Source organism: Nonomuraea rosea (assembly GCF_039539705.1).
Classification (GTDB): domain Bacteria; phylum Actinomycetota; class Actinomycetes; order Streptosporangiales; family Streptosporangiaceae; genus Nonomuraea; species Nonomuraea rosea.
Map to the genome: position 1 here is coordinate 1 of NZ_BAABDQ010000023.1, position 24,667 is coordinate 24,667.

General features: G+C 67.1%; 28 protein-coding genes. 18 read left to right on the top strand and 10 right to left on the bottom strand.

Features of this window, described 5'->3' with window-relative positions:
• Positions 1-158 precede the first annotated feature (158 nt).
• The 8 genes from ABEA43_RS39825 to ABEA43_RS39860 all read left to right on the top strand — a co-directional run bounded on the left by ABEA43_RS39825 (position 159) and on the right by ABEA43_RS39860 (position 5,763).
• Positions 159-770, top strand: coding sequence for a helix-turn-helix domain-containing protein (locus ABEA43_RS39825; protein WP_345570664.1), 612 nt, complete (start codon positions 159-161; stop codon positions 768-770).
• A 57-nt stretch (positions 771-827) separates the two neighbouring features.
• Positions 828-1,217 (top strand): integrase core domain-containing protein, encoded by a 390-nt coding sequence (locus tag ABEA43_RS39830; protein WP_345570306.1) that lies wholly within the window; start codon positions 828-830, stop codon positions 1,215-1,217.
• 166 nt (positions 1,218-1,383) lie between these two features.
• Positions 1,384-1,725: a hypothetical protein gene (locus tag ABEA43_RS39835; protein WP_345570307.1), complete on the top strand. Its 342-nt coding sequence runs from the start codon at positions 1,384-1,386 to the stop codon at positions 1,723-1,725.
• 8 nt (positions 1,726-1,733) lie between these two features.
• Positions 1,734-2,351 carry a DsbA family oxidoreductase gene (locus ABEA43_RS39840; RefSeq protein ID WP_345570308.1) on the top strand — a complete coding sequence of 206 codons (618 nt, stop codon included), beginning with the start codon at positions 1,734-1,736 and terminating at the stop codon, positions 2,349-2,351.
• Positions 2,352-2,363: 12 nt separating this feature from the next.
• A complete protein-coding gene (locus tag ABEA43_RS39845; protein WP_345570310.1) occupies positions 2,364-2,951 on the top strand; it encodes an NADPH-dependent FMN reductase in 588 nt (195 codons plus the stop codon).
• A 15-nt stretch (positions 2,952-2,966) separates the two neighbouring features.
• Entirely contained in the window at positions 2,967-3,716 is a 750-nt protein-coding gene (locus tag ABEA43_RS39850) for an SDR family oxidoreductase (RefSeq protein ID WP_345570312.1), read from the top strand.
• Between the two features lie 123 nt (positions 3,717-3,839).
• Entirely contained in the window at positions 3,840-4,535 is a 696-nt protein-coding gene (locus ABEA43_RS39855; protein WP_345570314.1) for an antibiotic biosynthesis monooxygenase, read from the top strand.
• A 385-nt stretch (positions 4,536-4,920) separates the two neighbouring features.
• On the top strand, positions 4,921-5,763 hold the full coding sequence (locus tag ABEA43_RS39860) for an NAD(P)H-binding protein (RefSeq protein WP_345570316.1): 843 nt from the start codon (positions 4,921-4,923) through the stop codon (positions 5,761-5,763).
• 23 nt (positions 5,764-5,786) lie between these two features.
• Here ABEA43_RS39860 and ABEA43_RS39865 read toward each other — a convergent pair whose 3' ends face one another.
• Entirely contained in the window at positions 5,787-6,422 is a 636-nt protein-coding gene (locus tag ABEA43_RS39865; RefSeq protein ID WP_345570318.1) for a TetR/AcrR family transcriptional regulator, read from the bottom strand.
• Positions 6,423-6,505: 83 nt separating this feature from the next.
• Here ABEA43_RS39865 and ABEA43_RS39870 point away from each other — a divergent pair, with 83 nt between their 5' ends.
• On the top strand, positions 6,506-7,288 hold the full coding sequence (locus ABEA43_RS39870) for an SDR family oxidoreductase (protein ID WP_345570665.1): 783 nt from the start codon (positions 6,506-6,508) through the stop codon (positions 7,286-7,288).
• Between the two features lie 244 nt (positions 7,289-7,532).
• Here the strand turns inward: ABEA43_RS39870 and ABEA43_RS39875 are convergent, their stop codons facing one another.
• Both ABEA43_RS39875 and ABEA43_RS39880 read right to left on the bottom strand, forming a co-directional pair.
• Complete coding sequence (locus ABEA43_RS39875; RefSeq protein ID WP_345570320.1) at positions 7,533-8,069, bottom strand: nuclear transport factor 2 family protein; 537 nt, start codon at positions 8,067-8,069, stop codon at positions 7,533-7,535.
• A gap of 304 nt (positions 8,070-8,373) precedes the next feature.
• Entirely contained in the window at positions 8,374-9,213 is an 840-nt protein-coding gene (locus ABEA43_RS39880; protein ID WP_345570322.1) for an arylamine N-acetyltransferase family protein, read from the bottom strand.
• A 249-nt stretch (positions 9,214-9,462) separates the two neighbouring features.
• Here ABEA43_RS39880 and ABEA43_RS39885 point away from each other — a divergent pair, with 249 nt between their 5' ends.
• The 4 genes from ABEA43_RS39885 (at position 9,463) to ABEA43_RS39900 (ending at position 13,039) form a co-directional block, all read left to right on the top strand.
• The gene (locus ABEA43_RS39885) at positions 9,463-10,071 is read left to right on the top strand and encodes a hypothetical protein (RefSeq protein WP_345570324.1); all 609 of its coding nucleotides are present in this window, start codon (positions 9,463-9,465) and stop codon (positions 10,069-10,071) included.
• 950 nt (positions 10,072-11,021) lie between these two features.
• Positions 11,022-11,663: a hypothetical protein gene (locus tag ABEA43_RS39890; protein WP_345570326.1), complete on the top strand. Its 642-nt coding sequence runs from the start codon at positions 11,022-11,024 to the stop codon at positions 11,661-11,663.
• Positions 11,664-11,968: 305 nt separating this feature from the next.
• A complete protein-coding gene (locus tag ABEA43_RS39895; protein WP_345570328.1) occupies positions 11,969-12,478 on the top strand; it encodes a hypothetical protein in 510 nt (169 codons plus the stop codon).
• 63 nt (positions 12,479-12,541) lie between these two features.
• Complete coding sequence (locus ABEA43_RS39900) at positions 12,542-13,039, top strand: hypothetical protein (RefSeq protein WP_345570330.1); 498 nt, start codon at positions 12,542-12,544, stop codon at positions 13,037-13,039.
• A 255-nt stretch (positions 13,040-13,294) separates the two neighbouring features.
• On the opposite strand, the gene ABEA43_RS39905 is transcribed toward ABEA43_RS39900, so the two are convergent.
• A complete protein-coding gene (locus ABEA43_RS39905) occupies positions 13,295-13,942 on the bottom strand; it encodes a hypothetical protein (protein WP_345570332.1) in 648 nt (215 codons plus the stop codon).
• 319 nt (positions 13,943-14,261) lie between these two features.
• Between ABEA43_RS39905 and ABEA43_RS39910 the strand changes: the two genes are divergently transcribed.
• The 4 genes from ABEA43_RS39910 to ABEA43_RS39925 all read left to right on the top strand — a co-directional run bounded on the left by ABEA43_RS39910 (position 14,262) and on the right by ABEA43_RS39925 (position 17,597).
• Positions 14,262-15,434, top strand: a complete 1,173-nt coding sequence (locus ABEA43_RS39910; RefSeq protein ID WP_345570334.1) for a serine hydrolase domain-containing protein — start codon at positions 14,262-14,264, stop codon at positions 15,432-15,434.
• Positions 15,435-15,565: 131 nt separating this feature from the next.
• Positions 15,566-16,351 carry a MerR family transcriptional regulator gene (locus tag ABEA43_RS39915; protein WP_345570336.1) on the top strand — a complete coding sequence of 262 codons (786 nt, stop codon included), beginning with the start codon at positions 15,566-15,568 and terminating at the stop codon, positions 16,349-16,351.
• Positions 16,352-16,650: 299 nt separating this feature from the next.
• Complete coding sequence (locus tag ABEA43_RS39920; protein WP_345570338.1) at positions 16,651-17,181, top strand: hypothetical protein; 531 nt, start codon at positions 16,651-16,653, stop codon at positions 17,179-17,181.
• Between the two features lie 230 nt (positions 17,182-17,411).
• Positions 17,412-17,597: a hypothetical protein gene (locus ABEA43_RS39925; RefSeq protein WP_345570340.1), complete on the top strand. Its 186-nt coding sequence runs from the start codon at positions 17,412-17,414 to the stop codon at positions 17,595-17,597.
• A 258-nt stretch (positions 17,598-17,855) separates the two neighbouring features.
• Here ABEA43_RS39925 and ABEA43_RS39930 read toward each other — a convergent pair whose 3' ends face one another.
• The 6 genes from ABEA43_RS39930 to ABEA43_RS39955 form a co-directional block, all read right to left on the bottom strand.
• On the bottom strand, positions 17,856-19,751 hold the full coding sequence (locus tag ABEA43_RS39930; protein WP_345570342.1) for a CocE/NonD family hydrolase: 1,896 nt from the start codon (positions 19,749-19,751) through the stop codon (positions 17,856-17,858).
• A 146-nt stretch (positions 19,752-19,897) separates the two neighbouring features.
• Positions 19,898-20,305: a hypothetical protein gene (locus tag ABEA43_RS39935; RefSeq protein WP_345570345.1), complete on the bottom strand. Its 408-nt coding sequence runs from the start codon at positions 20,303-20,305 to the stop codon at positions 19,898-19,900.
• Positions 20,306-20,377: 72 nt separating this feature from the next.
• Positions 20,378-21,607, bottom strand: coding sequence for a serine hydrolase domain-containing protein (locus ABEA43_RS39940; RefSeq protein ID WP_345570347.1), 1,230 nt, complete (start codon positions 21,605-21,607; stop codon positions 20,378-20,380).
• 278 nt (positions 21,608-21,885) lie between these two features.
• The gene (locus ABEA43_RS39945; RefSeq protein WP_345570349.1) at positions 21,886-22,266 is read right to left on the bottom strand and encodes a VOC family protein; all 381 of its coding nucleotides are present in this window, start codon (positions 22,264-22,266) and stop codon (positions 21,886-21,888) included.
• A gap of 138 nt (positions 22,267-22,404) precedes the next feature.
• Positions 22,405-22,920, bottom strand: a complete 516-nt coding sequence (locus ABEA43_RS39950; protein WP_345570351.1) for a substrate-binding domain-containing protein — start codon at positions 22,918-22,920, stop codon at positions 22,405-22,407.
• Entirely contained in the window at positions 22,830-23,291 is a 462-nt protein-coding gene (locus ABEA43_RS39955) for a LysR family transcriptional regulator (protein ID WP_345570353.1), read from the bottom strand. The genes ABEA43_RS39950 and ABEA43_RS39955 overlap by 91 nt, the downstream gene beginning before the upstream one ends.
• 296 nt (positions 23,292-23,587) lie before the next feature.
• Here ABEA43_RS39955 and ABEA43_RS39960 point away from each other — a divergent pair, with 296 nt between their 5' ends.
• Positions 23,588-24,382, top strand: coding sequence for a 2-phosphosulfolactate phosphatase (locus tag ABEA43_RS39960; RefSeq protein WP_345570355.1), 795 nt, complete (start codon positions 23,588-23,590; stop codon positions 24,380-24,382).
• Positions 24,383-24,667 lie beyond the last annotated feature (285 nt).

Sequence of the window (24,667 nt, forward strand, 5' to 3'; positions counted from 1 at the left end):
GAAATCTTCGAAGTCGTGTTACTACACTCTCGGGCCTTCGTGACGCCCCGGAGCTCTCTGCAAGCCATCTACCAGCAGATTCTCCCAGCCCAGTCTCCACGTGTGACTACGAACTGCGGAACCCGGGTGTCTGACCTGGCCTTCTAGGCTTGACTCTCGTGCTGTTTCGACTTGTGTATCTGCTGGTGATCAGGGTGTTCGGCTGGCTGGTGCTGCTCACACGGGGCAGCGCTTCCCAAGAGGTGGAGATCTTGGTGTTGCGGCATGAGGTCGCGGTGCTGCGTCGCCAGGTCGCCCAGCCCAGACCGGACTGGGCCGATCGGGCGCTGCTGGCCGCGCTGGCCAGGCTGTTACCCGCTCGCCTTCGACGGCATCGCATCGTGACGCCCAGCACGCTACTCGCCAGGCATCGCAGGCTGGTCAAGAAGAAGTGGACCTACCCCGCCAAGCAGGGCCGACCCTCAATCTCCCAAGAGATCCGCGATCTGATCATCCGGCTGGCTCGGGAGAATCCACGATGGGGACATCGACGCATCCAGGGCGAGCTCCTCGGTCTTGGCTACAGAGTCGGGGAAGGGACGGTCCGCCGGGTTCTGGCAGCGGCGGGGTTGGGGCCCGCGCCGCGCCGGGCCTCACCGACCTGGCGCCAGTTCCTCATCGCTCAAGCCTCCGGCATCCTGGCATGCGACTTTCTCCACGTTGATACGGTGTTCCTCAAGCGGTTGTACGCGCCGTTCGTCATGGAGATCGAAACATGGCGCGTGCACTGAGGTGCCCCAGCTCATCCGACCAGTGCCTGGACGACACAGCAGGCACGCAACCTGGTGATGGAACTGGGCGAGCGAGCCGGCAGGTTCCGGTTCCTGATCCGGGACAGAGACGGCAAGTTCGGCAGAGCATTTGACGAGGTCCTCGCCAGCGCGGGCGTGCGAGTCCTGAAGATTCCGCCGCGCTCGCCATGGGCGAACGCGTTCGCCGAGCGGTTCGTCGGCACACTCCGGCGCGAATGCCTCGATCAACTTCTGGTCCACGGTGAACGGCATCTTCGACAGATCTTGGCCGAGTACGAGCGCCACTACAACCAGCACCGTCCGCATCAGGCGCTGTCTCTACGTCAACCTCTTCACGATCCGGCCGAGGTGGTCGATCTCACGGCTCGAGTACAGCAACGAAGCGTCGTCTGCGGTCTGATCCGTGAATATCGCAGGGCCGCATGACGGCTGCGTGAAACCGCAGGCCAGCGCTATGAGCGAGTTTTGGCACCAGACAGGCCGGTCAGCAGCGCGATCAGTCAGCCTCGGACATCTGGCTCTCTATTTGCGTACATAGTACCTGAATGGCTATGGTTCATTTCGAGTACGAAGTACGCAAAATGGAGGATGTGTGGACCGACTTCCTCGTACGGGCTTTGCCGGGCTGATGCTCGGCATGATCGCCGTGCTGATCGGCACCGGCCGCGCCCGGATCCATCCCATCCTCGGCAGCGCCTTCACCCCTGGCCTGCTCGTCCTGCGACCTGGCACCGGTCTGGCGCTCGCCTCCGGTCTCACCCTGATCCGCGGCATGGGAGTGGGCCTGCTGATGCAGAGCATCACGATCATCACCGTCAACAACGCCCCGGGCGCGGCCGTACTGGGAGTCATCGCCTTCGCGCTCTCCTGGTCCATCCGCGAGGTCCCGCTACGTGACCGGACTCCCGCCGATCTCACCACCGCAGCAGTGTGAGGGCCCGCATGCCGAACAGAGCACAGAGCGTGCACGTGAAGATCGTCCTGGACGTCATCTGCGCGCACTCCTACCTCGGCTACAGCCGCCTCATCCGCGCGGCAGACCGACTCCGGAGCCAGGACGTCGCGGTGACGGTCGAGGTCTCGCCCTTCGAACTCGCCCCCGGTGCGTCCACCGAAGGGCAGCCGCTGCTCGCCGTCCTGGAGCAGACCTTCGGTCCCGAGGTCGCCGCCGGCACAGCGAGCTTCGCCGCGCGCGCGGCGCTGGAGGGCCTGCGGTTCGAATACGGCAAAGCCATCGCCACCGGCACCTTCGAGGCGCACCGGCTGATCGCGAGCGCCGCCCTCCAGCACAAGGCCGAGCCGATGGTTGAACGCCTCTTCCGCGCGCACTTCACCGACGGGCTGCACATCGGCGACCCCGGCACCCTGGCCCGGCTGGCCGCCGAGGTCGGTGTCGTCATGGACGGCGTGCCGACCGGCGAACTGCATGCCCGGCTCGAGCGGGTACGCCGGCTCGGCGTCACCGGCGTACCGATCTTCCTGATCGAGCGGCTGCCCCCGCTGACCGGATCCCAGAGCGAGAACACCCTGTTCGCGGCCCTGACAGAGGCGCACAGATGAATGGAGAACACCATGTCCGATAGACAGCTCAGGCTGACCGTCATCGTCGGCAGTGTGCGCGACGGCCGCATCGGCTCGACCGTGGCCACCTGGTTCGCCGGCCAGGCGGCGCAACGCGCTGACATCGAGGTCGACGTGGTCGATCTGGCGGAGGTGCCGCTGGGTGCCGCCGCTCCGTCCATGTCGCCGCCCAAGGAGGTGCAGAGGGCTCTGAGCGATCTGACACCGCGGCTGGATGCGGCCGATGGGTTCGTGGTGGTGACCCCGGAGTACAACCACAGCTACCCGGCGGCGTTGAAGAACGCGATCGACTGGCACAACGCGCAGTTCCACGCCAAACCGGTGGCGTTCGTGTCCTACGGCGGCCTGTCGGGAGGCCTGCGGGCGGTGGAACACCTGCGCACGGTCTTCGCCGAGCTGCATGCCGTCACCACGCGGGACACGATCAGCTTCCACGGCGTGTGGGAGTGCTTCGACGGCGATGGACACCCCAGGGATCCGCACGGGCCCGCCACCGCCGCCAAGACCCTCCTGGACCAGGTGACCTGGTGGGCGCGCGTGCTGCGCGATGCCAAGGCCACCACCCCCTACACCGTTTAACAGAAAGGCATGATCATGACGACATTGACCGGCAAGACAGCGCTGGTGACCGGCGCGAGCAGGGGAATCGGCCGGGCCATCGCCACCCGGCTGGCGCGACAGGGCGCCCGGGTGGCCGTGCACTACGGCAGCAACGAGACGGCGGCCAAAGAGACGGTCTCGGCCATCGAAGCGGCAGGCGGGCAGGCCTTCGCCGTCAGGACCGAGCTGGGCGTGCCCGGAGACGCCGAAGCCTTGTGGGCCGCGTTCGACGTGCACGCCGACGGTCTGGACATCCTGGTCAACAACGCGGGAATCCTCGGCGGCCAGGCCGAGATCGCGGGCGTGACCAGGGAGGGCTTCGAGCGGCTGTTCGCGGTCAACACCACGGCTCCGTTCTTCATCACCCAGCTCGGCCTGCCGCGGCTGCGAGACGGTGGCCGGATCATCACCATCGGCACGATGCTCACCCGAGGCATGGCCATGCCCGGGGCTATCGACTACGCCATGTCCAAGGCGGCACTCGACGTGCTCACCTCGGTGCTCGCCAAGCAACTGGGGCCGCGCGGCATCACCGTCAACACCGTGGCGCCCGGCGTCATCGACACCGACATGCACCAGGGCCGCCTGGTCGGCCAGGCTCTGGCCTGGCTGTCATCCCTGTCGCCGCTGGGCCGGCTGGGCACGCCGGAGGACATCGCCGACACGGTGGCCTTCCTCGCCTCGGACGACAGCGGGTACGTGACCGGGCACCACCTGGACGTCTCCGGCGGGACGCTCGTGTAGCCGTGCACCGCCATTCGTCAAGTGTCCGCCCAGCTGAACGCAGTTGCCTTGCGCGACACGGTCCCCCGAGTTGCACGAAGCCTGTACGCCGCCTGATCCACCAGGAACGAGCAAAGGAGAGAAATGACCGTCAGCCGTGATCGGTCGCCCGATATCACCCGTCCCGATGCCGGCACCGTCCTGGTCACCGAATCGTCCGCACACCACCTCACGGTGGAGGAGATCGTGGCCGCGGTGGAGCACGCGCCCTGGCCTGAGGAGCTCATCTCTTTCAGTACGTTAGTGAGTACCGACGGCGAGACGACGCTGACCTACACTCAGTGGGCCCATGGCGAAGCCGGCCATGAGTTCATGGCCGGACTCACCGGCGCCGAGCCGGTCGAGTATCGGCTGTACCGCAGCAGCGAGCGGGAAAATCCGCCGGTCCCAGGCTGCGTCGTCGTCGTCAGTGTCGAGTTCGGCGGACCCGATGACCAGCGGCAACAGCACTGGATCGACGCCGTGTTCGACGCGATGGCGGGCGAAGCCCAACCACATCCCGGCGGGATCTCGGGCCATTTCCACACGAGCACAGACGGCACCCGGGTGCTCAACTACGCGGAGTGGACCGATGAACAGGCACACCGCGACGCCCTCGACAAATCCGGCCAGGCAACGGTGGGGTCGTCGCCCGGGTGGCGGCGGGTCGTAGATTTTCCCGGCGTGAAAAGCGGCGGATTCCGGCGCTACTACCTGCGGTACAGCCGTTCCGCAGCTTCGTCGGCAGAGCTGTCCGAACGGTCCGGGCGAGACGAGGTATTGGACAGCCCTGCGGGCTGAGCGGCCGAGCACGTCCGCACGTACGTCGAAACCAACGGCCAGAGCGGCCACCTTTACCAGGGCCGGCCAACACTGCCACAACACGAGCAAGCTCCGGTGCACCACGTTGATTTTCGGACAGGACGGCAGCCACCACCTCGGGGGCTCGAGCAATGGCTCACCACACCACCTCGCGTGGCACTCAACCTGCCCGCGCGCCGTTCAGGGCGGCGCGGAGACGTTCACCGCGCTCGCCCACACCCGTCCACCACTGAGGAGAAACAACAGCCGTGGCCAAAGATGACAGCGATCCTTCGCTCTACGACACCCACCAGGATCGAACCAGCCGTACATCGCCCCCGGTCATCGTGGAACGCCCTACGAGAAAGGCAGGTCTGAGCAACCGATGATTCTGGTGACAGGCGCGACCGGCAACATCGGTCGACAGGTGACGGCCCAACTTCTGGACGCAGGCGTGCCGGTGCGAGTCTTGACCCGCGATCCCGACTCCGCCCGGCTACCAGAGGGCGTTCAGGTCGCGGGCGGCGACCTTCTCGCGCCGAACACGATGGCGACCGCCCTGCACGACGTGGAAGCCGTGTTCCTGATGTGGCCCTTTCCGACGGCCGAGCCCGCACCCGCGCTGTTCGATGTTCTCCGAAAGCACGCCCGACGGATCGTCTTCCTTTCGTCCGGGGCCATCCGCGACGACCTGGACGAGCAGGCCGAGCCGATCGGCAGACTCCATGCCGACGTGGAGCGGGCGATCGAACAGTCCGGAATGGAATGGACGTTCCTCCGCCCGCACGGATTCGCAAGAAACACTCTTTCGTGGGCACCACAGATCCGCGCCGGCGATACTGTACGTGGCGCCTACGGGACAGCGGCCATGACCCTGCTGCACGAGCTCGACATCGCCTCCGTAGCGGCACGAGCACTGATCGAAAACGAGCATGCCGGACGCAGATACATTCTCACCGGCCCACAGATCCTGACGCAGGTAGAGCAGGTTCACATCCTTGGTGACGCGATCGGTCGCCCATTGCACTGGGAAGAGATCTCTCCAGGCGCCGCGCGGCAACAGATGCTCGCCTGGCTACCCGCCTCGGTCGTCGACGTCGTGCTCAACGGGTATGCCCACATGGTGACGGAACCAGGCCCCATAACGTCGACTGTGGAGGAGACCACCGGAGTGCCGGCACGCACCTTCCAAAAGTGGGCCACCGACCACGCCCACGAGTTCCGTTAAGCACCCCTGTATGCTCCCTTGACTCAGTTCGGCGGGCCCTGGCGTGGCTCGCCTCTCGGCCAGGCGGCCATCGCCATGTCGGCGATCTCGGCCAGTTCGGTCGCGTCGGCTCCATCCCGGGCGCGCTGTGACATTCCCTGGATGACGACGGCGAAATAGCCGGCCAGCGCGCGGGGGTCGGCGTCGGAGGGCAGCTCGCCTTCCTGCTGGGCGGTGCGCAGGCGGTCGTGGAGAATCACGAGGTTGGCGTTGCGCAGGTCGCGCAGGAACGCCGCTATCTCGGCGTCCTGGACGGCGACATTGGTGGCGGCGCTGATGGTCAGGCAACCAGCGGGGTGGGATGGGTCGGGGTAGATCACCGCAGCCTCGCGCAGGATGCGGGCGAAAGCCTGGAAGGCGGCGGGCTCCTCCTTCAGGGCGATGCCGACGAACGCACCGACGGGCGAGCGCGCGTAGGCGCGTACCACCTCCTTGAACAACGACTTTTTGTCGCCGAAGGCGGCGTAGAGGCTGCCCGGGCGAATGCCCATCGCTCTGGTGAGCTCGTTGAGCGAGGTGGCCTCGTAGCCCTGCTCCCAAAACAGCTGCATGGCCTGGGTGAGGGCGGCGTCGCGATCGAACGTGCGCGGACGTCCCCGTGGGGCACCTGTCTGGCTCATGCCCCCATTCTAGAACGCTCACTCAACAAACCGTGCTAGCCTCTTTGTTGAGTGATAGCTCAACAAATGAGGGGAAGGACATCATGAGCGCACACGTACGGAGTGGCCTGAAGGACAAGGTCGCGCTGGTCACGGGCGGCAGCCGAGGAATCGGCCGGGCCATCGCCGAGCGGCTCGGCCGAGACGGCGCCGTCGTGGCCGTCGCCTTCGCCCGCGACCAAGCCGCGGCCGACGAGGTTGTCGAAACGATCGGCAAGGACGGCGGCCGGGCGTTTGCGATCCAGACAGAGCTGGGCCGCCACGGCGACGCGGCCGCGCTCTGGTCCGCCTTCGACTCCCAGATCGGACAGCACTTGTCACGGGCCGGGGTCGACATCATCGTCAACAACGCCGGCATCGGCCGCAGCGCGGACCTGGCCACGCTCACCGAGGAAGGATTCGACGAGGTCTTCGCGGTGAACGTCCGGGCGCCGTTCTTCATCGTGCAACAAGGACTCAAGCGGCTCCGCGACGGCGGGCGCATCATCAACATCTCCAGCGGCGCGGCCCGCCTGGCCATGCCGGAGATCATCGCCTACGGCTCCACGAAAGGCGCTCTGGATACCTTCACCCTCAACCTGGCCAAGCAACTGGGTCCGCGAGGCATCACGGTCAACTCGGTGGCCCCCGGAATCGTCGACACCGACGTCAACGCGGGATGGCTGCGCGGCAATGCAGAAGCCCAGGCCCACGCCGCATCGCTGGCGGCCCTCGGCCGGATCGGACAGCCCGAGGACATCGCCGACATCGTGGCGTTCCTCGCTTCGGACGACGCCCGCTGGGTAACCGGCAGAGTGATCGACGCGACCGGCGGCGCCGGACTGTGACGCCCTTCTCGGGCGGGAAGTGACCGCCGTACCGCTCCCGCCCGAGGTGACCAACCCACAGCGATGACAACCGCCCGGCCGGGCGCCCTGCACCGCTGACCTGGACCTACGCCGGCGGATACGCCTTCGCGTCCATGCCTGACGACTGGATCACCTACGAGCGCTCGCGGCTGCGCACCGAGCTGACCCGGATCAGCCGGTTCCTGTCGGCCACCGTGCGCCGCGGGCCGCCTGAGCCCCTGGTTCAAGAGGCCGTGATGGGCCCGACCGACACCGAGTCACGCGTATCAGCGTCACGTGGCCGGCAGGCGTCGGCGATGGCCTTGGGGTCCCAATAGAAGGGGCGGCACTCGAGCATGCGTCCGTTCCTGACGGTGATCAGTTGCACGATCAATGTGTCGACCTCCTGGCCGCTGACACGAGCGCGAAAGCGCACCCGGTTCCGCACGACCACGGTGTCCCCGTCACCCCAGTGCTCCTGCTCCAAGAACTCCATCGACTCCCAGACCTCACTGAAGCGGGCCAGAAATCGCTCCATGCCATCGTGGCCGCGCCAGGTTCCCGTGCCGGTGAAGGGCAGCCCGGGAGCTTGATGCAAGACCACCTCCGCATCCAGGTAAGCAGCGACCTGGTCGTAGCTCGCCTTGCCGAATCCGCCTGCGGCCACATACGCGGCCTCGGCCTCGTAAAACTTCTGCATCACCGTCCAAGCGTCGGCCGGCGACTGCTCGTCTGCTCTCGGTCTGCCAACCTGATCCCTTGCCAAGTCCGCTGTGCTCATGGCGCTAGCATCGCTGGCTGGGACGGGTCTCCACTCGCGGCAATCAGACCTCTGACCGAACCGCGCCTTCCAGGATCTCGTCAGAGACGCTCCCGGGCATTGCCGGAAAGCCAAATGATCAACTCTGGGCGATCAGGTGCAAAGACACCTTCTGAACCGTCGCTGCCTGGCTGGACAGCGGCACCCAGACTCGCTCGTAGCTCCGGTACCAGAACTCACGCGTAGAGCCGTCGGCGGCCTGCGGTGTTCCGATCCTGATGTACGCGGGCACGACTGATCCCTGGCACGACCACACAGGCACCCCTCACCGCCGCCCCGCGGCCTCCCGCTCCTGGTGCGCGGTGTGGACGCGGTGCCACAGTTCCGCCCGCGTGGGGACGTCGACGTCGGTCAGGTCCAGCCGGAACACGTCGGCCAGTACGTCGTACCAGTCGTCGGCCGAGTCGATGATCCGCTCCTCCGTGCCCCTGGCCTCGATCCGGCGCAGCACACAGCCGCGCAGCATGTCCACGCCCTTGGCGTCGCGAAGCTGGGCTTGGAAGACCCGGACGAAGCCGGACTCGGGGGAGGTGGACAGCCGGGCGTGCTCCGCGGCGAAGGAGGACAGCTCCACGGGCTCCGGCGCGAAGACCATCGCCGTGAACGCGCCGCGGGGGTCATGGGCGAACCGCCAGCCGCCGGGCACCACCACCGACGGGGCCATCCCGTAGGTGAACGGCCCCTGGGTGTAGCTGCCTTCGCGCAGCGGCAGCGGCTCGTACATTCCGCCGGCGAGCCCGGTGTCGACCAGCCACCGCTCGCCGTCCAGCCACACGGTGAGCGCGAGATGGTCGCCGGCCGCGCCCGCGGGGTCCTCGACCTCATCCTGCACCCCGGCCCGGTGCAGGGTGACGTCGTAGCCGAGCGCCGTCAGCAACGCGGCGAAGGCCCCGTTGAGGTGGAAGCAGTAGCCGCCGCGCCCGCGCAGGATCCGGGCCACGGATTCAGCGGCGCCGATGCCCGTCGGCCGGCCCAGTTGGTTGTCGAGGGTCTCGTAGGCAACCCGTTCTACCTGCGCCCGGTGCAGCGCCCACAGTGCCTCGGCGGTCGGGGCCGCCGGCCGGGCCACTCCCAGCACGGCCAGATACCCATCGACGTCGATCATGCTCCTCCTTCACCGTCCGAACGGATGAGCAGCATAGTCGCCGGTACCGCCGTCTCACGCCCGTCCCCCTGGGTACTACGCCCTCCCGGATCCCGCCACGGTCACGAACACGGCCCACCTCTACCCGAGTACGCGGTCCCGCGAGTTCGCCCACGAGGCTGGCTGCTCCATCGGCCGATCCAACGACGACTCCAACTTGGCCGGGCCTACCACGGGCGCGCCGGGCGAACCCGTCCCACACTGGGAGCCATGACGGATCCGGTGTTCGAGGCCCGTACCCACCTGGGCCCCGTGGAGCCCCTGCATCAGGTGATGGACCTGCTGAACATGCCGCCGCTGGAGGCGGCCGTGCTGAACAGCGGGGCGCCGCCGCACCGGCAGCAGGCCACGCTCTACGCCGCGCTCGCCGAGTGGGCCGCGCGCTCCGCCCAGGCGGCCGAGCAGTTCGGGGACAAGGAGCACACCGCCAGGCTGACCACGCAGTACGCGTATCTGATCGAGAGCGTCAATGAATACAGCACCTCCGGGTGGACCGCGCCCGGCGACGACTGCGTCGCCGGGGTCGGGGCCTCGCCCGACACCGCCGAGACCTTCGCACGCCTTGTCCGCGACCGCTATCTCCGGCACGTGGCCGATCATCTCGACGACTTCGACGGTTGGCTGGAGCAAGAGCCGTACCTGAGGATCAGCGTCTGGGGCGCTCGCGGTGCAGCCGACGGCTACCGGCACAAGCTGGGTTCCGGCGACTACCCGCCGGATCAGTACGGCCGGGTGCTCAAGCTGTCGAAGGTCCCGCCCACGGCGGTGAACATCCGCACGCCGCTGCAGGTGTCCCGCCAGGTGCACGCGCGTCGTTGATCCTGCCCTCGACCACGAGAGCGGCGGCGCCACACACGTCGCGTGGCGACACCAGACCAGCCGGAAATAGCGTCCCAAGCCTGCTACCTCGGCATGAGCGTGATGCGCACCTGGTTCATGGGGCACTCGCAGGAGCGCGGCGGCGACTCGACGTATTCGAGGGTCGCCGTACCATGTGCGATGACTGCGCTGGTGTGGTCGCGCAAGGTAACGCGTACGCCGGTCCCCGTCCACCGTGCGAGGCCCTCGGAGCTTCCTATCGGTGGACTGACGTATTCCCTGTTGAATGCGAAAGATTCCGGGTCGCGCCCTGCGTCCGCGTCTCCTGACCGGGGCCGCTGCCATGGATATGTCCGGCAGGGGCCGAAATCGGTGCACACTTCGTACGATCGGCCACGCTGTAACAGCTCGGCGGACTCAAAGATCAGCACTTCGTTACTCCTCACGCATGGCCCGCAGAGCGGTTCTCTCGTGGAGCAACTCACCAGGAGTGCGCACGCCACCACGCCGAGGAGCAACCGCGCTTTACGCGTCACCTCAAGATCGTAACTGACTTGATGGCAGGCGGCGAGTTCGTCGCATGTGACGCCGTCGAGCACTGTGAGCGTCTTCCCACGCCTGGCCGGGTGGCCAGCACGAGGTCACGTCATGATCAATGGCCAGATTCGATTGTCACCTGACAGCCGTCCTGGGGATCAGGCGCCAGGACGGTGCGGGTGCCGAATATTCATCCGTGCAGGTCGAAGACCTGATGGGCAGGTTCGGTCTCTGGTGGATGTCGCGAGCGCTGCGCCAGATGGCGGCATGATGGTCGGTTGTGTTACTGCGCTTGGCCTACCTCACGATGACGACCACCTTCTCGTTCCTAGGGCTACTCCCCCGAACCAATCGGGACAAAGAGATCGGAATCTTAGTGTTACGGCACCAGTTTGATGGTGCTACAGCGGCAGGTGACCAAGCCCGCGTTCACGCCAGCTGATCGGTTTCTCCTCGCCGGGCTGCTTCACCTCCTGCCGACAGACAAGCTCCGGCACCTTATGTTGCTGGTCCGCCCGGACACCATCCTGCGCCGGCACCGTGATCTACTGCGGCGCCATCACGCCGCGGCCAGCGCGCCTCGCGGGCGTGGACGTCCACGTACTGCCCGGTCCGTTCGATTGCTGGTGTTGCGGCTGGCTCGGGAGAACCCCTCCTGGGGCAATCGGCGCATTCACGGTGAGCTGGCCGCACTCGGCATCAAGATCGCCGCCTCCACCGTGTGGGAGATCCTCAAAGCACACGGCATCGACCCGTCCCCCGAGCGGACCGCCACAACCTGGGCCACGTTCCTGCGTAACCAGGCAGGCGCCCTACTCGCGTGCGACTTCTTCGAGGTTCGTACCCTCACCGGCGCGCGCCTGTACATTCTGGCGGTCATCGAGCACGCCACCCGCCGTATCCGCATCCTCGGCGTAACCGCCCATCCCACCGGGCAGTGGGTCACCCAACTCGGCCGCAACCTCGCCATGGATCTGCAGGATGCGGGAGCCACGGCCAGGTTCCTCATCCGCGACCGAGACGCCAAATTCACCGCGACCCTCGACACGATATGAGCCGATGCCGGAGTACGCATCGTCAAGAATGGCGTCCGAATACCGCGGATGAACTCCATCATGGAATGCTTTTCATCCTCAGGCGGCCTGGGCAACGCGGTGGTTCTGAAGGACGGCGATGGCCTTGCAGAGGTGGCCGGCCTTGCTGGGGCTGCAGCGTAGCTTTCGGAGGATCTTCCAGCTCTTCAGCTGTGCGCCTGCCGATTATCACATCCGCCCTGGTCATGACCATGTGAGGGCTTCGCGTGGCGGCGCGAGCTCCGAGCATCCAGGCGACGGAACCAAGTGCGGCAGGATGATCGGCCGTGCTCCTTCGCCTGGCCTACCTCGCCGTCACGAACGCTTTTGCCGCGCTGTGGCTGCTACCCGTGAGCGATCGGGACAAGGACGTGGAGATTCTTGCTCTGCGCCACCAGATCACTGTTCTTGAGCGCCAGCTCGGCGCTGACACCAGAGTGAGATTCGCGCCTGAGGACCGGGCCTTTCTCGCCGCCCTTCTGACCTCGCTGCCCCGCGAGGTCCTGCGCCGACTGCGGCTGCTCATCCGGCCGGACACCGTCCTGCGCTGGCATCGCGATCTGATGAGACGTCGTCATGCCCGTACCTGCCGGCCGAAGCGGTTGGGGCGCCCGCCCACGGTCCGCTCCATTCGCGCTCTCATCCTGCGCCTGGTTCGAGAGAACCCCGGCTGGGCCTATCGGCGGGTCCACGGTGAACTCGCCACGCTCGGCATCAAGGTCGCACCGTCCACGGTGTGGGAGATCCTCAAGCAGGCAGGTGTTGACCCGGCGCCCGAGCGTGCGTCCACCACGTGAGCCGATTTCCTGCGCTCGCAAGCCGACGCCCTGCTGGCCTGTGATTTCATCGAGACCATCACTTTGAACGGGCAGCGCCAGTACATCCTGGCCGTCATTGAGCATGCCACCAGGCGTGTCCGTGTGCTGGGCACCACCGCTCATCCGAGCGGGAGCTGGGTCATCCAGGCGATAAGGCCCGAAAGGCGGCTGCTGCAGGACCTACGTCACGACCCGGTCCTCGGGCCCGCCGTGTGGACGCAGCTCATCGATGCCGGGGAGATAAAGCCCGGGTCGTTGAGTGAGCGGGAGAACCTGCTGATGGGGGCGGAGAACTTCCTGTCGGTGCTGGAGCTCGCAGGGCCTGAGGGGCTTGTCGGGCAGCTCAAGAGGATGGGGGGCGGGGACGCGTACGAGTTCGTGGAGGCGATCCTGACGTCGGGGCACCCCGATGTCGTGGGGTTGCGGGAGCTACGCGAGCTGGTGGCCGAGCCGCTCCGCAACACCGCCCGACACCCCCTCCGCCTCGTTCCCACCCGGCCGCCGGGAGCCCGAGGCCGCCGGAAGAAGCGTAAACACTGATCTTGATCTTTGACTTGCGCGCCAGGGTTCACAAGGTAGTCCGGTCTTCCCGCGCCTCCCCTCCAGTATCGACCACTCGGCATCGGTCAGATCCGAGTACCGGGAGGGCCTCTCCCACGCCTACGACTCCAACGAGTCCATCGCCGAACCCGCTGGAGGCTCCGGCGGGCCTCGTCGAGACGATCGCCGCCTTCGTACCCGTCGCCTGACCAGGTGCCGGGGCGAGGCGTCCGAACAGCGCGTCCTGGTGCCCGGTCAGCTGGTCGAGGCGAGTATCCGGTTCAGCACTTCCCTGAGCGTGCCCATGCGCCGACCTTCGCGATCGCCGAGCCGTAGCGTGTCGACCCGGCGGACGGCCGTCCATGCCGCGTCCATCGCGTCCTCCTGCAGCGCCGCCTCCAGGACGCTCACCGCCACGTACCGTGGGTGCCAGCCGTTCATCTCCTCGGGCGGCGCGCCGGCGGGTGGGGCCTGGGCCAGCAGGTCTTCGCCGAGGCGGCGTACCTCAGCCCGCAACTCGGCCAGCACCGCCGGGGCGGGCGATCGCGCCAGCGCGGTCACGACCCGGTCGGCCAACGGCACGCACTTATTCGATGGGTTGAAGGCGAGCCCGAGGTTGAACGGGAATGTATCCGCCGCCGCCTTGGCTGGGGCCACCATGGCCGGGAAATCCGATTTCCCGTCCCGATCGATCTCGTCCACGTAGAAGAACACCTTGAATTGCCGGCTCTTGTACTGGTTGGCCTGCCGGGCCTGGTTGTTGTTCCTCTCTCCGGTGAAGGAGTGTGCGATAAGGGTGACACGGGCGTCGTATCTGAGCGAGCCCACGACCTTGCCGTTCTGCGTGAAGGTGACGCTGGAGCCGATCTCACCCCACATGCACCAGTTATAAGAGTTCTTCACCGCGTAGGCCTTCGGACCCGTCAGGGGGGCCTCGACCGGAACGGTTCCCGGAGCACCTATACGGAACACCCCGACCTGGGGCGGTTGCCCGGGCGGCTGGTGTTCCGGTGGGGATCGCCTTACGGAACACCCGCCGGGCCTCCCGCGCGAGATGCGACTGTCACCCAGCGGGGGACGGCGTCCTGCTCCCAAAGCTGTCTCGAACCCCAATGCAGCTGTGAGCTAGATCACGCTTGAGGTTGACCTTGGGTCAGGGTGGAAGCTCGGCGCAGCGGCGAGACGCCGACCCGGACATAACAACTTCGAAGGGCAAACCACCATGACGATCACCCGTTCCGACCAGGGCAAGAGCACCCTGCCGGCAGCTGCGGCCGGGCAGGATCGCCCGGAACTGCACAAGGCGATCGAGGAGATCGTCGAGTCCGGTTTCCTCGGGGTGTCGCTGCGCGTACACGATGAGCGGGGCGAGTGGGTCGGCAGCGCCGGGGTGGCCGAGCTGGGCGGGACCGCGAAGCCGCCGGTCAACGGGCATGCCCGGATCGGCAGCAACACCAAGACCTTCACCGCGACCCTGGTGCTGCAGCTGGTGGCCGAGGGCAAGATCGAGCTGGACACCTTGGCGGCCGACTACCTGCCCGAGTTCGGGCTGGACCGGCGGATCACGGTGCGGATGCTGTTGCAGCACACCAGCGGGCTGTTCAACTTCACCGGCGAGGTCTACGACGACGGGTCGATCGTGCACGGGATCCCCGTGCCCTACAGCACCACGGGCAAGGAGTGGGTGGACAACCGGTTCCACACCTACCGGCCCGAGGAACTGGTACGTCTGGCGCTGTCCAAGCCGGCCCGGTTCGAGCCGGGCACGGGCTGGAGCTATGCCAACACCAACTACGTGCTGGCCCGGCTGCTGATCGAGAAGGTCACCGGCCGCTCGCTGGCCGAGGAGATGCAGCGGCTGATCCTGGGGCCGCTCGGGCTGTCGGGCACCGTGGTGCCGGACGCCTCGCCGGAGATTCCTGCGCCGCACGCCCACATCTACTACTGCTACGAGGAAGACGGCCAGCACAAGACGATCGACATCACCCGCTACAACCCCTCCTGGGTCTCCACCGGCGGTGACATGATCTCGACCACCCAGGACCTGCACACGTTCATCTCCGCGCTGGTAGGTGGCAAGCTCCTGCCGGCCGCACTGCTGGCCGAGATGTGCACCCCGCACGCCACGGGCATCCCGAACATGGACTACGGGCTGGGGGTGTTCGTCCAGAAAACCGACTGCGGCGGCGCCGTCATCACCCACAACGGCGGCAACGTCGGCTCCGCGACGCTGATGTACAGCACGCCCGACGGCAGCAAGACCCTGACCTCCGTACTGACCTGGGTGGACGACGCCGCCATGTCCATAGCGACAGCGTTCCCGAATGCTCAGCAAAAGCTCGTCAACAAGGTGTTCTGCGGCGAGCAGGCCGATCCAGCCCGGCCGGCGCACTGAGCACCTGTGACCCGCACCCCTCCAGAGGCGGCCCCTTCCGGGTCGTGCATCAGGGAGAACGTGAACCGGGGCCACATGCTCGGCTGTGGTCTGCCTGGTCGCCGAGCTCGAGCACAAGGCAGGATGAGCGGATGAGGAACGGAGTCACGATCGGGCAGGCGGCGGCATTCGTCGGCGTCACGGTGAAGACGGTGCGTCACTACCACAAGCTCGGCCTGGTGAAGGAGCCGGAACGCGACAGCTCCGGCTACCGCAGATACGGATCGGCCGAGCTGTTGCGGCTGGTGCAGATCCGGACGCTGGCCGCCGCCGGGGTGCCGCTGGCCGAAGTCGGGCCCCTGCTTGAGACCGACGCCGCGCTGTTCGCCACCGCGCTCGCCGACGTCGAGCGGCAGCTCACCGAACGGATCGAGGAGCTGATCGCGCGCCGTGACATGCTGCACCGGCTCGCCGACGGAGACCGGGCTCTGCTACCCGACCGCGCTGTGGCGCTGCTGGAGCGGATGGCCGGCCTCGGCCTCCCCTCGGACGAGGTGGCGGCCACCAGGGAGGGCTGGGTACTGGCCAGGGCCCTGGTCCCCGAGGGCTTCGACGACTTCCTCACCCATGTCGAGCACGCCCTCGACGACCCCCGCTTCGTCGCGTTGAGCAAGCAGGCAACCGAAGCCACGGCATGGGAGCCGGACGACCCGCGTCTGGCCGAACTCGCCACTGCCATTGCCGAGCACTTCCTCGCCAACCCCGCACACCTGAAGATCGTGACCGGCCTGCAAGCCCGCACCGACACCGCGGCCCGGTACCACCTGATCGCCCACTACGGCGAAGAGCAGGGATCGGCCGCGGCCCGGGGGGCCGCGCTCGTTGAGGCCAAGCTCCGCGCTGCGGGCATCCACATCCCCAGACCAGAAACCCACTGACCGGCCGGGATCTGCCGGCCGACACTGCTGGAGCGGCTCGTCCCACGCTGGATGCATCGCCTCAGCCATCCACACGTCCTTCGAAGGAGCGGCCAAAGGACAGGATCGCGCAACCAGGCCGGGCACGACGGGCGATTCGCCGTCCAGCTCAAGAAAAGCCTCAGGACAAGGACGCCGGCCACGATCCTGGCCGCTACACCCCCCTCCTCGCCTAAGATCCACTCACGGCACCTACCTCGTCGAGCTATTTACACCGCTCCGATCCGAAGACGCCACCCCCTTCCAGGCAAGGAAGCCACATGAGCGATGCATATTCGCCCGTCCCGGGGCTGAACCTGCTCAAAGAGTTCGACGACCGGATCGGTCCGGTCTACTACTCAGAAGGATTCGAACTGTTGGAGTACGGCGAGGACGCTGACCTCGACACCTGGTCGGAGCATCCGGAGTTCCTCAGCCGATTCATTCCCTTCGCCCGGGCCACTCGCTCCGGCTCCAACTACGCCCTGTGGCGGTGCGACGATCGGACCGAACTTGCCGCCTTGCCCGTCGTCTTGGTCGGCGATGAGGGAGACCTCTGTGTAGTCGCGCGGAGCCTGCCGGAGCTGTTTCAGCTTCTCGCCATCGATAGTGAGCCCACCTCCAGAGGGTTCCCTGACCCCGTCAGCGTCGAGGAGTACAGCGATGGCCACCAAGAGTTCCTCATCTGGTTGGACCAGAACTTCGGCCTGGGGCCGCCAGAGGACCTGGACGCGTTTTGGGCTGAACGAAAGGAGTGTGACGAACGGTTCAAGACATGGGTGAGCCGGTTTGTCGAGCTGTACGAATGTTGATAATCGTCATGTCTAGGCGGTTTGTTCGCCGGTAGTGGCGGGCCTGGACTCGTCGCGCCACCGCACATTCCACGTGACGGCAGGCATGGTCGCCACGGCCTCCCGGTACCACCGCGACACGTCGTAACTCGCACCGGCGACCACACCGCTGTATCCGGGGTAGTCGTCAAGCGCCACCGCGCTGCCACCCGACTGGGTGCTGGTCAGCTGCCCAGGACATCTCCGACGTCGTGCGGCAGCTCGTTGCTGAGGGCTGGAGCATCACTGCCGACCGGCTCGGCCAGATCGCCCCGCACCTACGCGCCCACATCAGCCGCTTCGGCGCCTACGCCCCCGACGACCTGCGCCGCCGGCCTGACCCGTTCGATCCCCTCCTGAAAGAGGTCGGCTTCACCGTGATCGAGCTGGCTGCCTGATTCTCGGCAGGTCAGTTGGTGCTGTGCCCCTTGACTGGTGAGAGTCCTGCTACAGCCTTTACTGGCACGGCCGTTCTCGGCGAGAACGCTCGTAGTCGGTGCTGGATGCCGTCGCGGTGCGCGGACCCGGGAGTTCACGCTCGTCAACCCCCTCTTCGGGCCAGGCCGCGGCTGCACTGATCCGGCACGTTCGGTTCTGCCCTGTCCGGGTACGGTCGCGGCCGCCATTGGCCGCGACCGTACGCGGACGTCGATCTTCTACTTCTTGAGGGGCGTGCCGTTGACCAGCGGCAGCGTGATCGAGGTGCCGGCCAGGTCGATGGTGACCTGGGCCCCGGTGCCGGGCTCGACGTCCTGCCCGGTGCCGTTGCCGCTCACGTCGAGGTTGAAGTCGTCGTTGGTGCCGGTCAGCACCAGGCCGAGGCGGTGTCCGGCCTTGAACTCGTAGTCCTGCGGCAGCATCTTCCAGGTGATCTGGTACGGCTTGCCCGGCGTGAGCGGGGCCTGGCGGCTGAGCGACGTGTGGTTCTGGGCGTCCAGGAGTGCGCGGGTGACCACGTTGAAGGCGGAGGTCGCCGTGTTGTCGCCGGCCTTGAGGTAGCAGCCGTCGTCGTCGGCCGTGCTCTGGCCGACGCAGTCCTCGCCGCCGATGAACTTGAGGCCTTCCGCGGCCGTAGCACCGCGTTCGCGGTAGTTGATGCGGGTGTCGGTGCCGTAGTCGACGAGCAGGACGCCCAGGTTGGCGGTCGGCTTGTCGAGCTTGACCTTCAGGCTCACCGTCGGCGTTCCGGACAGTCGCATCGCGGTCTTCAGCGGCGGGGTCAGGTAGGCCAGCCGGTGGGGGTTGGTGGCGGCGGGGTTGTCGGCCATCGCGATCTCGGTCTGGGCGGTGTCGAGGTAGCTGCCGGTGCCGGTCGAGGGCGTGCGGCTCAGGGAGCCGTCCTGCCGCGGCCTGAAGGTCGCCTTCTGTGTCGGTGCCGGCCAGTCGGCCTGGCTGATCCACCGGTCCGGGCCGAGCTGCACATCGACGCGCGGCCGGCGCATGATGTCGTTGGCGACGCCCATCAGTTCGTGGTCGAACCACTGGTGCAGGGTGTCGACCCACACCTCACGGCGGGCCCAGAACGGCTCGAGGTGCCCGTACTGCGTCACCCACATCTTGCGCTGCACGTTGGAGGGAAGCAGGGCCCACCACTCGGGGATCTGGTTGCTCACCACGTTGCGGTCCTGCATGCCCATCACCGCGAAGACACTGGCCTGGATGTTGCGCGCCTTGGAGATCGACCCGTTGCGGTAGTTGCGCTCGTGCCAGTAGGCGTTGTAGTTGCCGGTGGCGTCGTCGGAGTCCTCGAGCATCTTCTGGCGCACCGCCGCGCACTTTTGCGCCGGATCCTTGTCGACCCGCTCGGCCTGCCACGCCGCCGCGCCCTTGAACCAGGTCAGGACGCTGTTGAAGCGCGAGTTCTCATACCCGCTGGTATAGCCCGCGATGTTCACGATCGTCTCCAGCCCCTGCACGCCGGTGCCGGCGACACCGGCGCCGAGCGCCCCTTCGTAGGAGTGGCCGATCATCGCGGTGCGTCCGGTGGTCCAGGTGGCTTTGACCGGATCGCCCTGGTCGTCGTAAGCGGTCGCCCGGCCGTTCAGCCAGTCCACGACCGCCTTGCCGCCCAGCACGTCGGCGGCGCCGTAGGAGGTCGGGCAGCCCTCGGACAGCCTGGTGCCGATCATGTCGACGGACACGAACGCGTACCCGCGGGGCACGAAGTAGTTGTCGTAAAACATCGGGAACTTCGTCACGTTCCCGTTCGCGTCGTAGGTCTTCTTTTCGATCTCGTAGCCGACGCCGGGGTCGTCGTAGTACGGGGTTTCCTGCATGATGACCGGGACCCTGAGCCCGGAACCGGACTCCTTCGGCCGGATGATGTCCACCCGGACCAGGTCCTTCTTGCCGTCGCCGTCACTGTCGACCGGCGCCTGCACCCGGACGTGCTCACGGATGGCGTCGGCATAGGAGAAGACCGGCTGCGTCACCCCATCGGAGACCTTGATCTCCGGCTCCGCCGCCGCGGACGCGGCGGGAGCACCGGCGACCACGAGCGCGGTCGTGAGGGTGACTGCGGCGAGAAACCTTCGCCGTTGCGAGGCTAACATGTGCCTTCCTTGGGCTGGTTACTGCTGGTGATGAAGCGTGCGCGGGTGGGCCCGGCGTCTGGGGGTCGGCGGGCCGTCCTGGTCGCCGTGCCACGGAGCCCGGAATGGACCGGTGACAGGCGGTAGCCGCGCCGGCCGGCCTGCCCTCAGGCGGCGTCGAGCGCTTCGGTGATCTTGCGGCTCATGTCCGCCACCGTGGGGCTGGGCTGGCCCTGGTGGGTGCGGGCGGCGGCTTCGACGGAGACCAGGACGGTGCGGCGGAAGTTGTCGGCCTCGGCCGGAGCCTGCTGCTTGAGCAGGCTCATGGCTTCCGTCAGGGCCGGCAGCACCTGGTCGGCGATGGCGGCCACGGACGTGTGGTCCAGCTTCATGTCCTTGGGGTAGGTGGCGAGCACATGCCCGATCAGTCCGGTGGCCGAGGCCAGGGCGATGGAGCCCTCGGTGGCGCTCTTGTGGGGCTTGCCGGCGGCGTCGGCGGCGGACATCAGCGTGACGGCGCCGTAGGCGGCGGTGCGCAGGGTGAGCTTGTCCTGGTCGGTCAGGGTGAGGGACATGGCGGGGTGCTCCTTGATATCGGTGATGAGAGGTGATCGCCGAGGATGGCTCTGCTGGGGGCGGCTTAGGTGTCAGGCGTCGATGGCCTGGTAGAGGGTGGTCCAGAAGTCGTTCATCAGGTGGGCGGGGTTGGGGACGGAGTAGCCGAGCTGGCAGAGCAGGATGCCGGTGAGCTGGTTGGCGGGGTCGGCGTAGGCGGAGGTGCCGCTGCCGCCGTCCCAGCCGAACTGGCCGATGGGGGCGTAGTCGCCGCGGTAGGTGCGCACGGCCATGCCGATGCCCCAGCCGCCCTGCTGGCCCTGGCCGAAGGAGATGTGCACGTTGTTGCGGGCCAGGTCGGTGCGGGGGGCGTTCTGCTCGGGGGTGAGGCGGTTGGTGGTCATCAGCTCGACGGCGGGCCGGGACAGGATGCGCCGGCCCTGGTGCGTGCCGCCGTTGAGCAGCATCTGGAAGTAGGCGTGGTAGTCGTCGGCGGTGGAGACCAGGCCGCCTCCGCCGCCCTGGAAGGCCGGCGGCGTGCTCCAGCGGCCGTTCTTGGGCTCGTCCCAGGCCAGGAACTCCCCCGTCTGCGGGTCGGGGGCGTACAGGGTGGGCAGCCGGTCGAGCTGGTCGGCGGGCACGTGGAAACCGGTGTCGGTCATGCCGAGCGGCTCGAAGATGCGCTCGCGCAGGAAGTCCTCGAAGCTCTGGCCGGTCACCCGGGAGACGAGCACCCCGGCCAGGTCGCTGCCGATGTGGTACTGCCACTGCTCGCCGGGCTGGTACATCAGCGGCAGCTCGCCCAGGCGGCGCATCCATTCGTCCTGCTCGGGCACCTCGGTCGGCAGGTTGGGGGTCAGGCCCTGAGCGAAGACCGCGTTCATGATCGGCTTGCCGAGGGCGGTGAAGTCCATACCGAGGCCGAAGGTGCAGGTGAGGATGTCGCGGACGGTGATCGGGCGGCGGGCCGGGACGGTGTCGTCCAGCTCGGCGTCCGGGCTGCGCAGCACCTGGCGGCCGGCCAGTTCGGGCAGCCACGGGTCGACCACGTCGTCCAGCCGCAGCCGGCATTCGTCCAGCAGCACCATCGCCGCGGCGATCGAGACCGGCTTGGAGGTGGAGGCCATCCGGAAGATCGTGTCGCGCTGCATCGGCGCGCCGCCGTCGTGCCGCATCGTGCCCAGCGTCTCGACGTGCGTGTGCTCACCCCGGCTGACCAGGGCCACAACCCCGGGGATCTTCCCGGAGTCGACATGCCGCGCCAGCACCTCGTGCAGCCTGCGCAGCCCGGTTGCGGTGAAGCCGGTGTTGTTCTGTCCCATGATGAATCTCCTCATCTACAGTGTTCGATCTTGCGAAACCCGTCCTGGTGCGGCGCTCATGAGCATCCATGAGCGCCGTGCGAGGGCCGGGGTGCGTACGGCGTGGCCTGTGCGCGGCCCTGGGGGCCGCGATCGCCGAACCGTTCATGGCAGCTACCATCGCCGACCGCGCTGATAGCGGGCCGTCGCCGTCCTGACGCGGCCGCTGACATGACAGCGAGTGGTCGGCGGTGAGGCCGGTGACGGTGAACGGCACGGCCAGGCCGGCCGGTCCGGAGTCAGCCCGTGATCGGGGAAATCCACTCGGTGAGCTGGATCGCCACGCCGTTGGGGTCGGTGAGCTGCACCAGCAGCTCACCCCACGGCTCGCGCCGGAGCGGGATGGTGATGGTGGCGCCTTCACTGCGCAGCCGCTCGTATTCGGCGGCCAGGCCGGTGACCGTGAACACCACGATCACCTCTGCCAGCCCCTGTCCCGGCTGCCACCGCTCAAGGTCGCGCTCCACCAGGACCAGGTCGACGGCCGCATCGTCACGGCCCAGCGCGATGAACTCCTCGCCGGCCAGGATTTCGCGGAAGCCGAGATGACTGGTGAAGAACCGGCTGGAAGCGGCCGGGTCGGCGACGGTCAGGGATACAGCGGAAGAGACGATGTTCACGCCGCAGCACCAGAAAAGGACATATCCCCATTCACCTCCCGACGGGTGTGCTTTGTTGGATGGATCAAGCATCACGCCGGGCAGTGCTGCGGATCAACGACGACTATCGCAACGGTCGTTAACCCCAGGTTGACGGTCTTAGCCGGGCAACGGTCCCAGATCGCGCACCACGCGGGCGAAAGCGCGGATGAGGTCGTTCTCCGCATCACTGCGCCACACCAGCCCGTACGGCAGCGCAGCCATGTCCTTGACGGGCAGGTACGCGATGTCGGGGCGGGGAAAGTACCAGCTCACATGGGCCGGGAAGAGGGTGACGGTCTCGCCCAGGGCCGTGTGCATGAAGACCTCCTCGATGTTGTTCACGTTGGCGGTACGGTCGATCAACCGGCCCTTGGGGGTGAGCTCCGGAACGAAGTGGTCGAACCAGTAGCCGGGCACAGACTCGATGACCACGTGCTGGAAGTCGCCGACCGCCTCCAGGGAGACCGAGGACCATCGGGTGAGCGCATGGTCGCCGGCCACGGCCAGCACCCTCGGCTCGGCGAAAAGCAGCGGACCCACCGTCAGGTCGGGCTCCTCGACGGGCAGCCAGGTGACCAGGATGTCGGTCTCCCCGTTGCGGAGCTGGGCGAACGGATCCTGGTAGGCCGACACCCGCAGGCGCAGCTCCCACTGCGGGTGCCAGGCGCGGAACTCTCAAAGTAGCGCCGCAACTCCTGAACGTTGACGGGAAACAGGCTCACCCGGAGCGTGCCGGTCTTGCCCCGGGCCGCCAGCCGGGCCCGCTCCAGGCTCTGCGTCAACCCCTGATACACCTGGCGCAGGTCGTCGCGGAGCTGCTCACCCACCGGCGTGAGCCGAACATTACGGCTGTCACGGGCGAAAAGCTCGACGCCGACGGCCCGCTCCTGTTTCTTGATCGCCTTGCTGACCGCCGCCACGGAGACATGCAGCCGCTCTGCCACGCGGCCGAAGTGCAGCTCCTCGGCAAGGGCAAGGAAGATCTCAATCTCGCGCAGCTCCACAAGCCCCCCCCCACCCCCACCCCAAGTCACCCTGAAGGCTCCACACCGGTTGAGATCACCCATTTGGCCGGCAAGCCTGACATACAAATACTTGGGCATCGCATTCCTGTGTCGCCATTCGTTCAGCAGAGCCCAATTCTCTCGATGGGCTTGCAGGGATCTGACCCCCAACGCAATCGACGGCAACCACGATCCGCCAGACCCATCGGGAAGGCAGGAAGCCCAGCTCGCCGACTTTCAGCACAGCGACGCACCGTCGGAGCCACCGCGCAGGCTTACCGACCACACCGGCTCAGATGGCAGGATGGCTGATCATGGGTGATTGGTATGTGCAGACGGGCCATGGGGTTCGTTTCGAATGGGGCGTGACGGGCGCAGATCGGCTGGCGCCGGAGGTCGGGTGCATCGTGGTCGTCGATGTGCTGTCGTTCACGACCTCAGTGACGGTTGCGGTGGAATCCGGGATGCGGGTTTTCCCCTATCGCTGGCGGGATGCGACCGCTTCCACTTTCGCGGACCAAAAGGGTGCCGCCCTGGCGGTTGGTCGTCGTGCGGCCAGCGCGTCATCGCCCTGGTCGCTCTCTCCTGCGGCACTACGCCGTGCGCCTTTCACTCCCCGTCTGGTGCTTCCCTCCCCCAACGGCTCCACCATCGCTGCCTCGGCCGGCGACTCACGTGTCGTCGCCGGGGCTCTTCGGAACGCGACAGCCGTGGCGTCCTGGCTCGTTGAGCAGGGCTATGGGACGATCGATCGCCCCGTCGCGGTGATCGCTTCGGGCGAGCGCTGGCCCGATGAGAGCTTGCGGCCCGCTATGGAGGACCTGCTCGGCGCAGGAGCTGTCATCGCCGCACTGCGCAAACGGCTCGGCGATGTGCTCTCGCCCGAAGCCGCTCTGGCCGCGGCCGGTTTCGAGGCAATGCCGGACGTCAGGGCAGCAGTGGTTGCCAGTTCCTCCGGCCGGGAGCTGATCGGCGGTGGATTCGCCGACGATGTCAGCGTCGCCACCGAGCTGGACGCCTGCGCCGCCGTTCCCGTCCTCATCGACGGGGCCTTCACTGATCTTCACTCAGTGACAGATCGCTCTGCTTGAATGCAACAGGTCCGCGACTCGTCGAGGCCATCTGGGGGTGTTCACGAATAGCTCTGACCTGGGTTCCCCGACGGCCATAAAGATCGTTTCCCAGCCGGTAGGTGACTGCTTCCCAGATTTCAAGCCAGAACGATCGCGCCGAACCCCCCAACCGGGAGACGCGCCATCGGTGTGGCCGTAAGGGATGACCGCCATGCGTGACGCATCGGTAACCGGGTGTCCGGGCGGAAGCGATTCGCCCGCCAGCGTCAAAGATGGAAGTGAGTCGGCCGTCCAATCGATGCG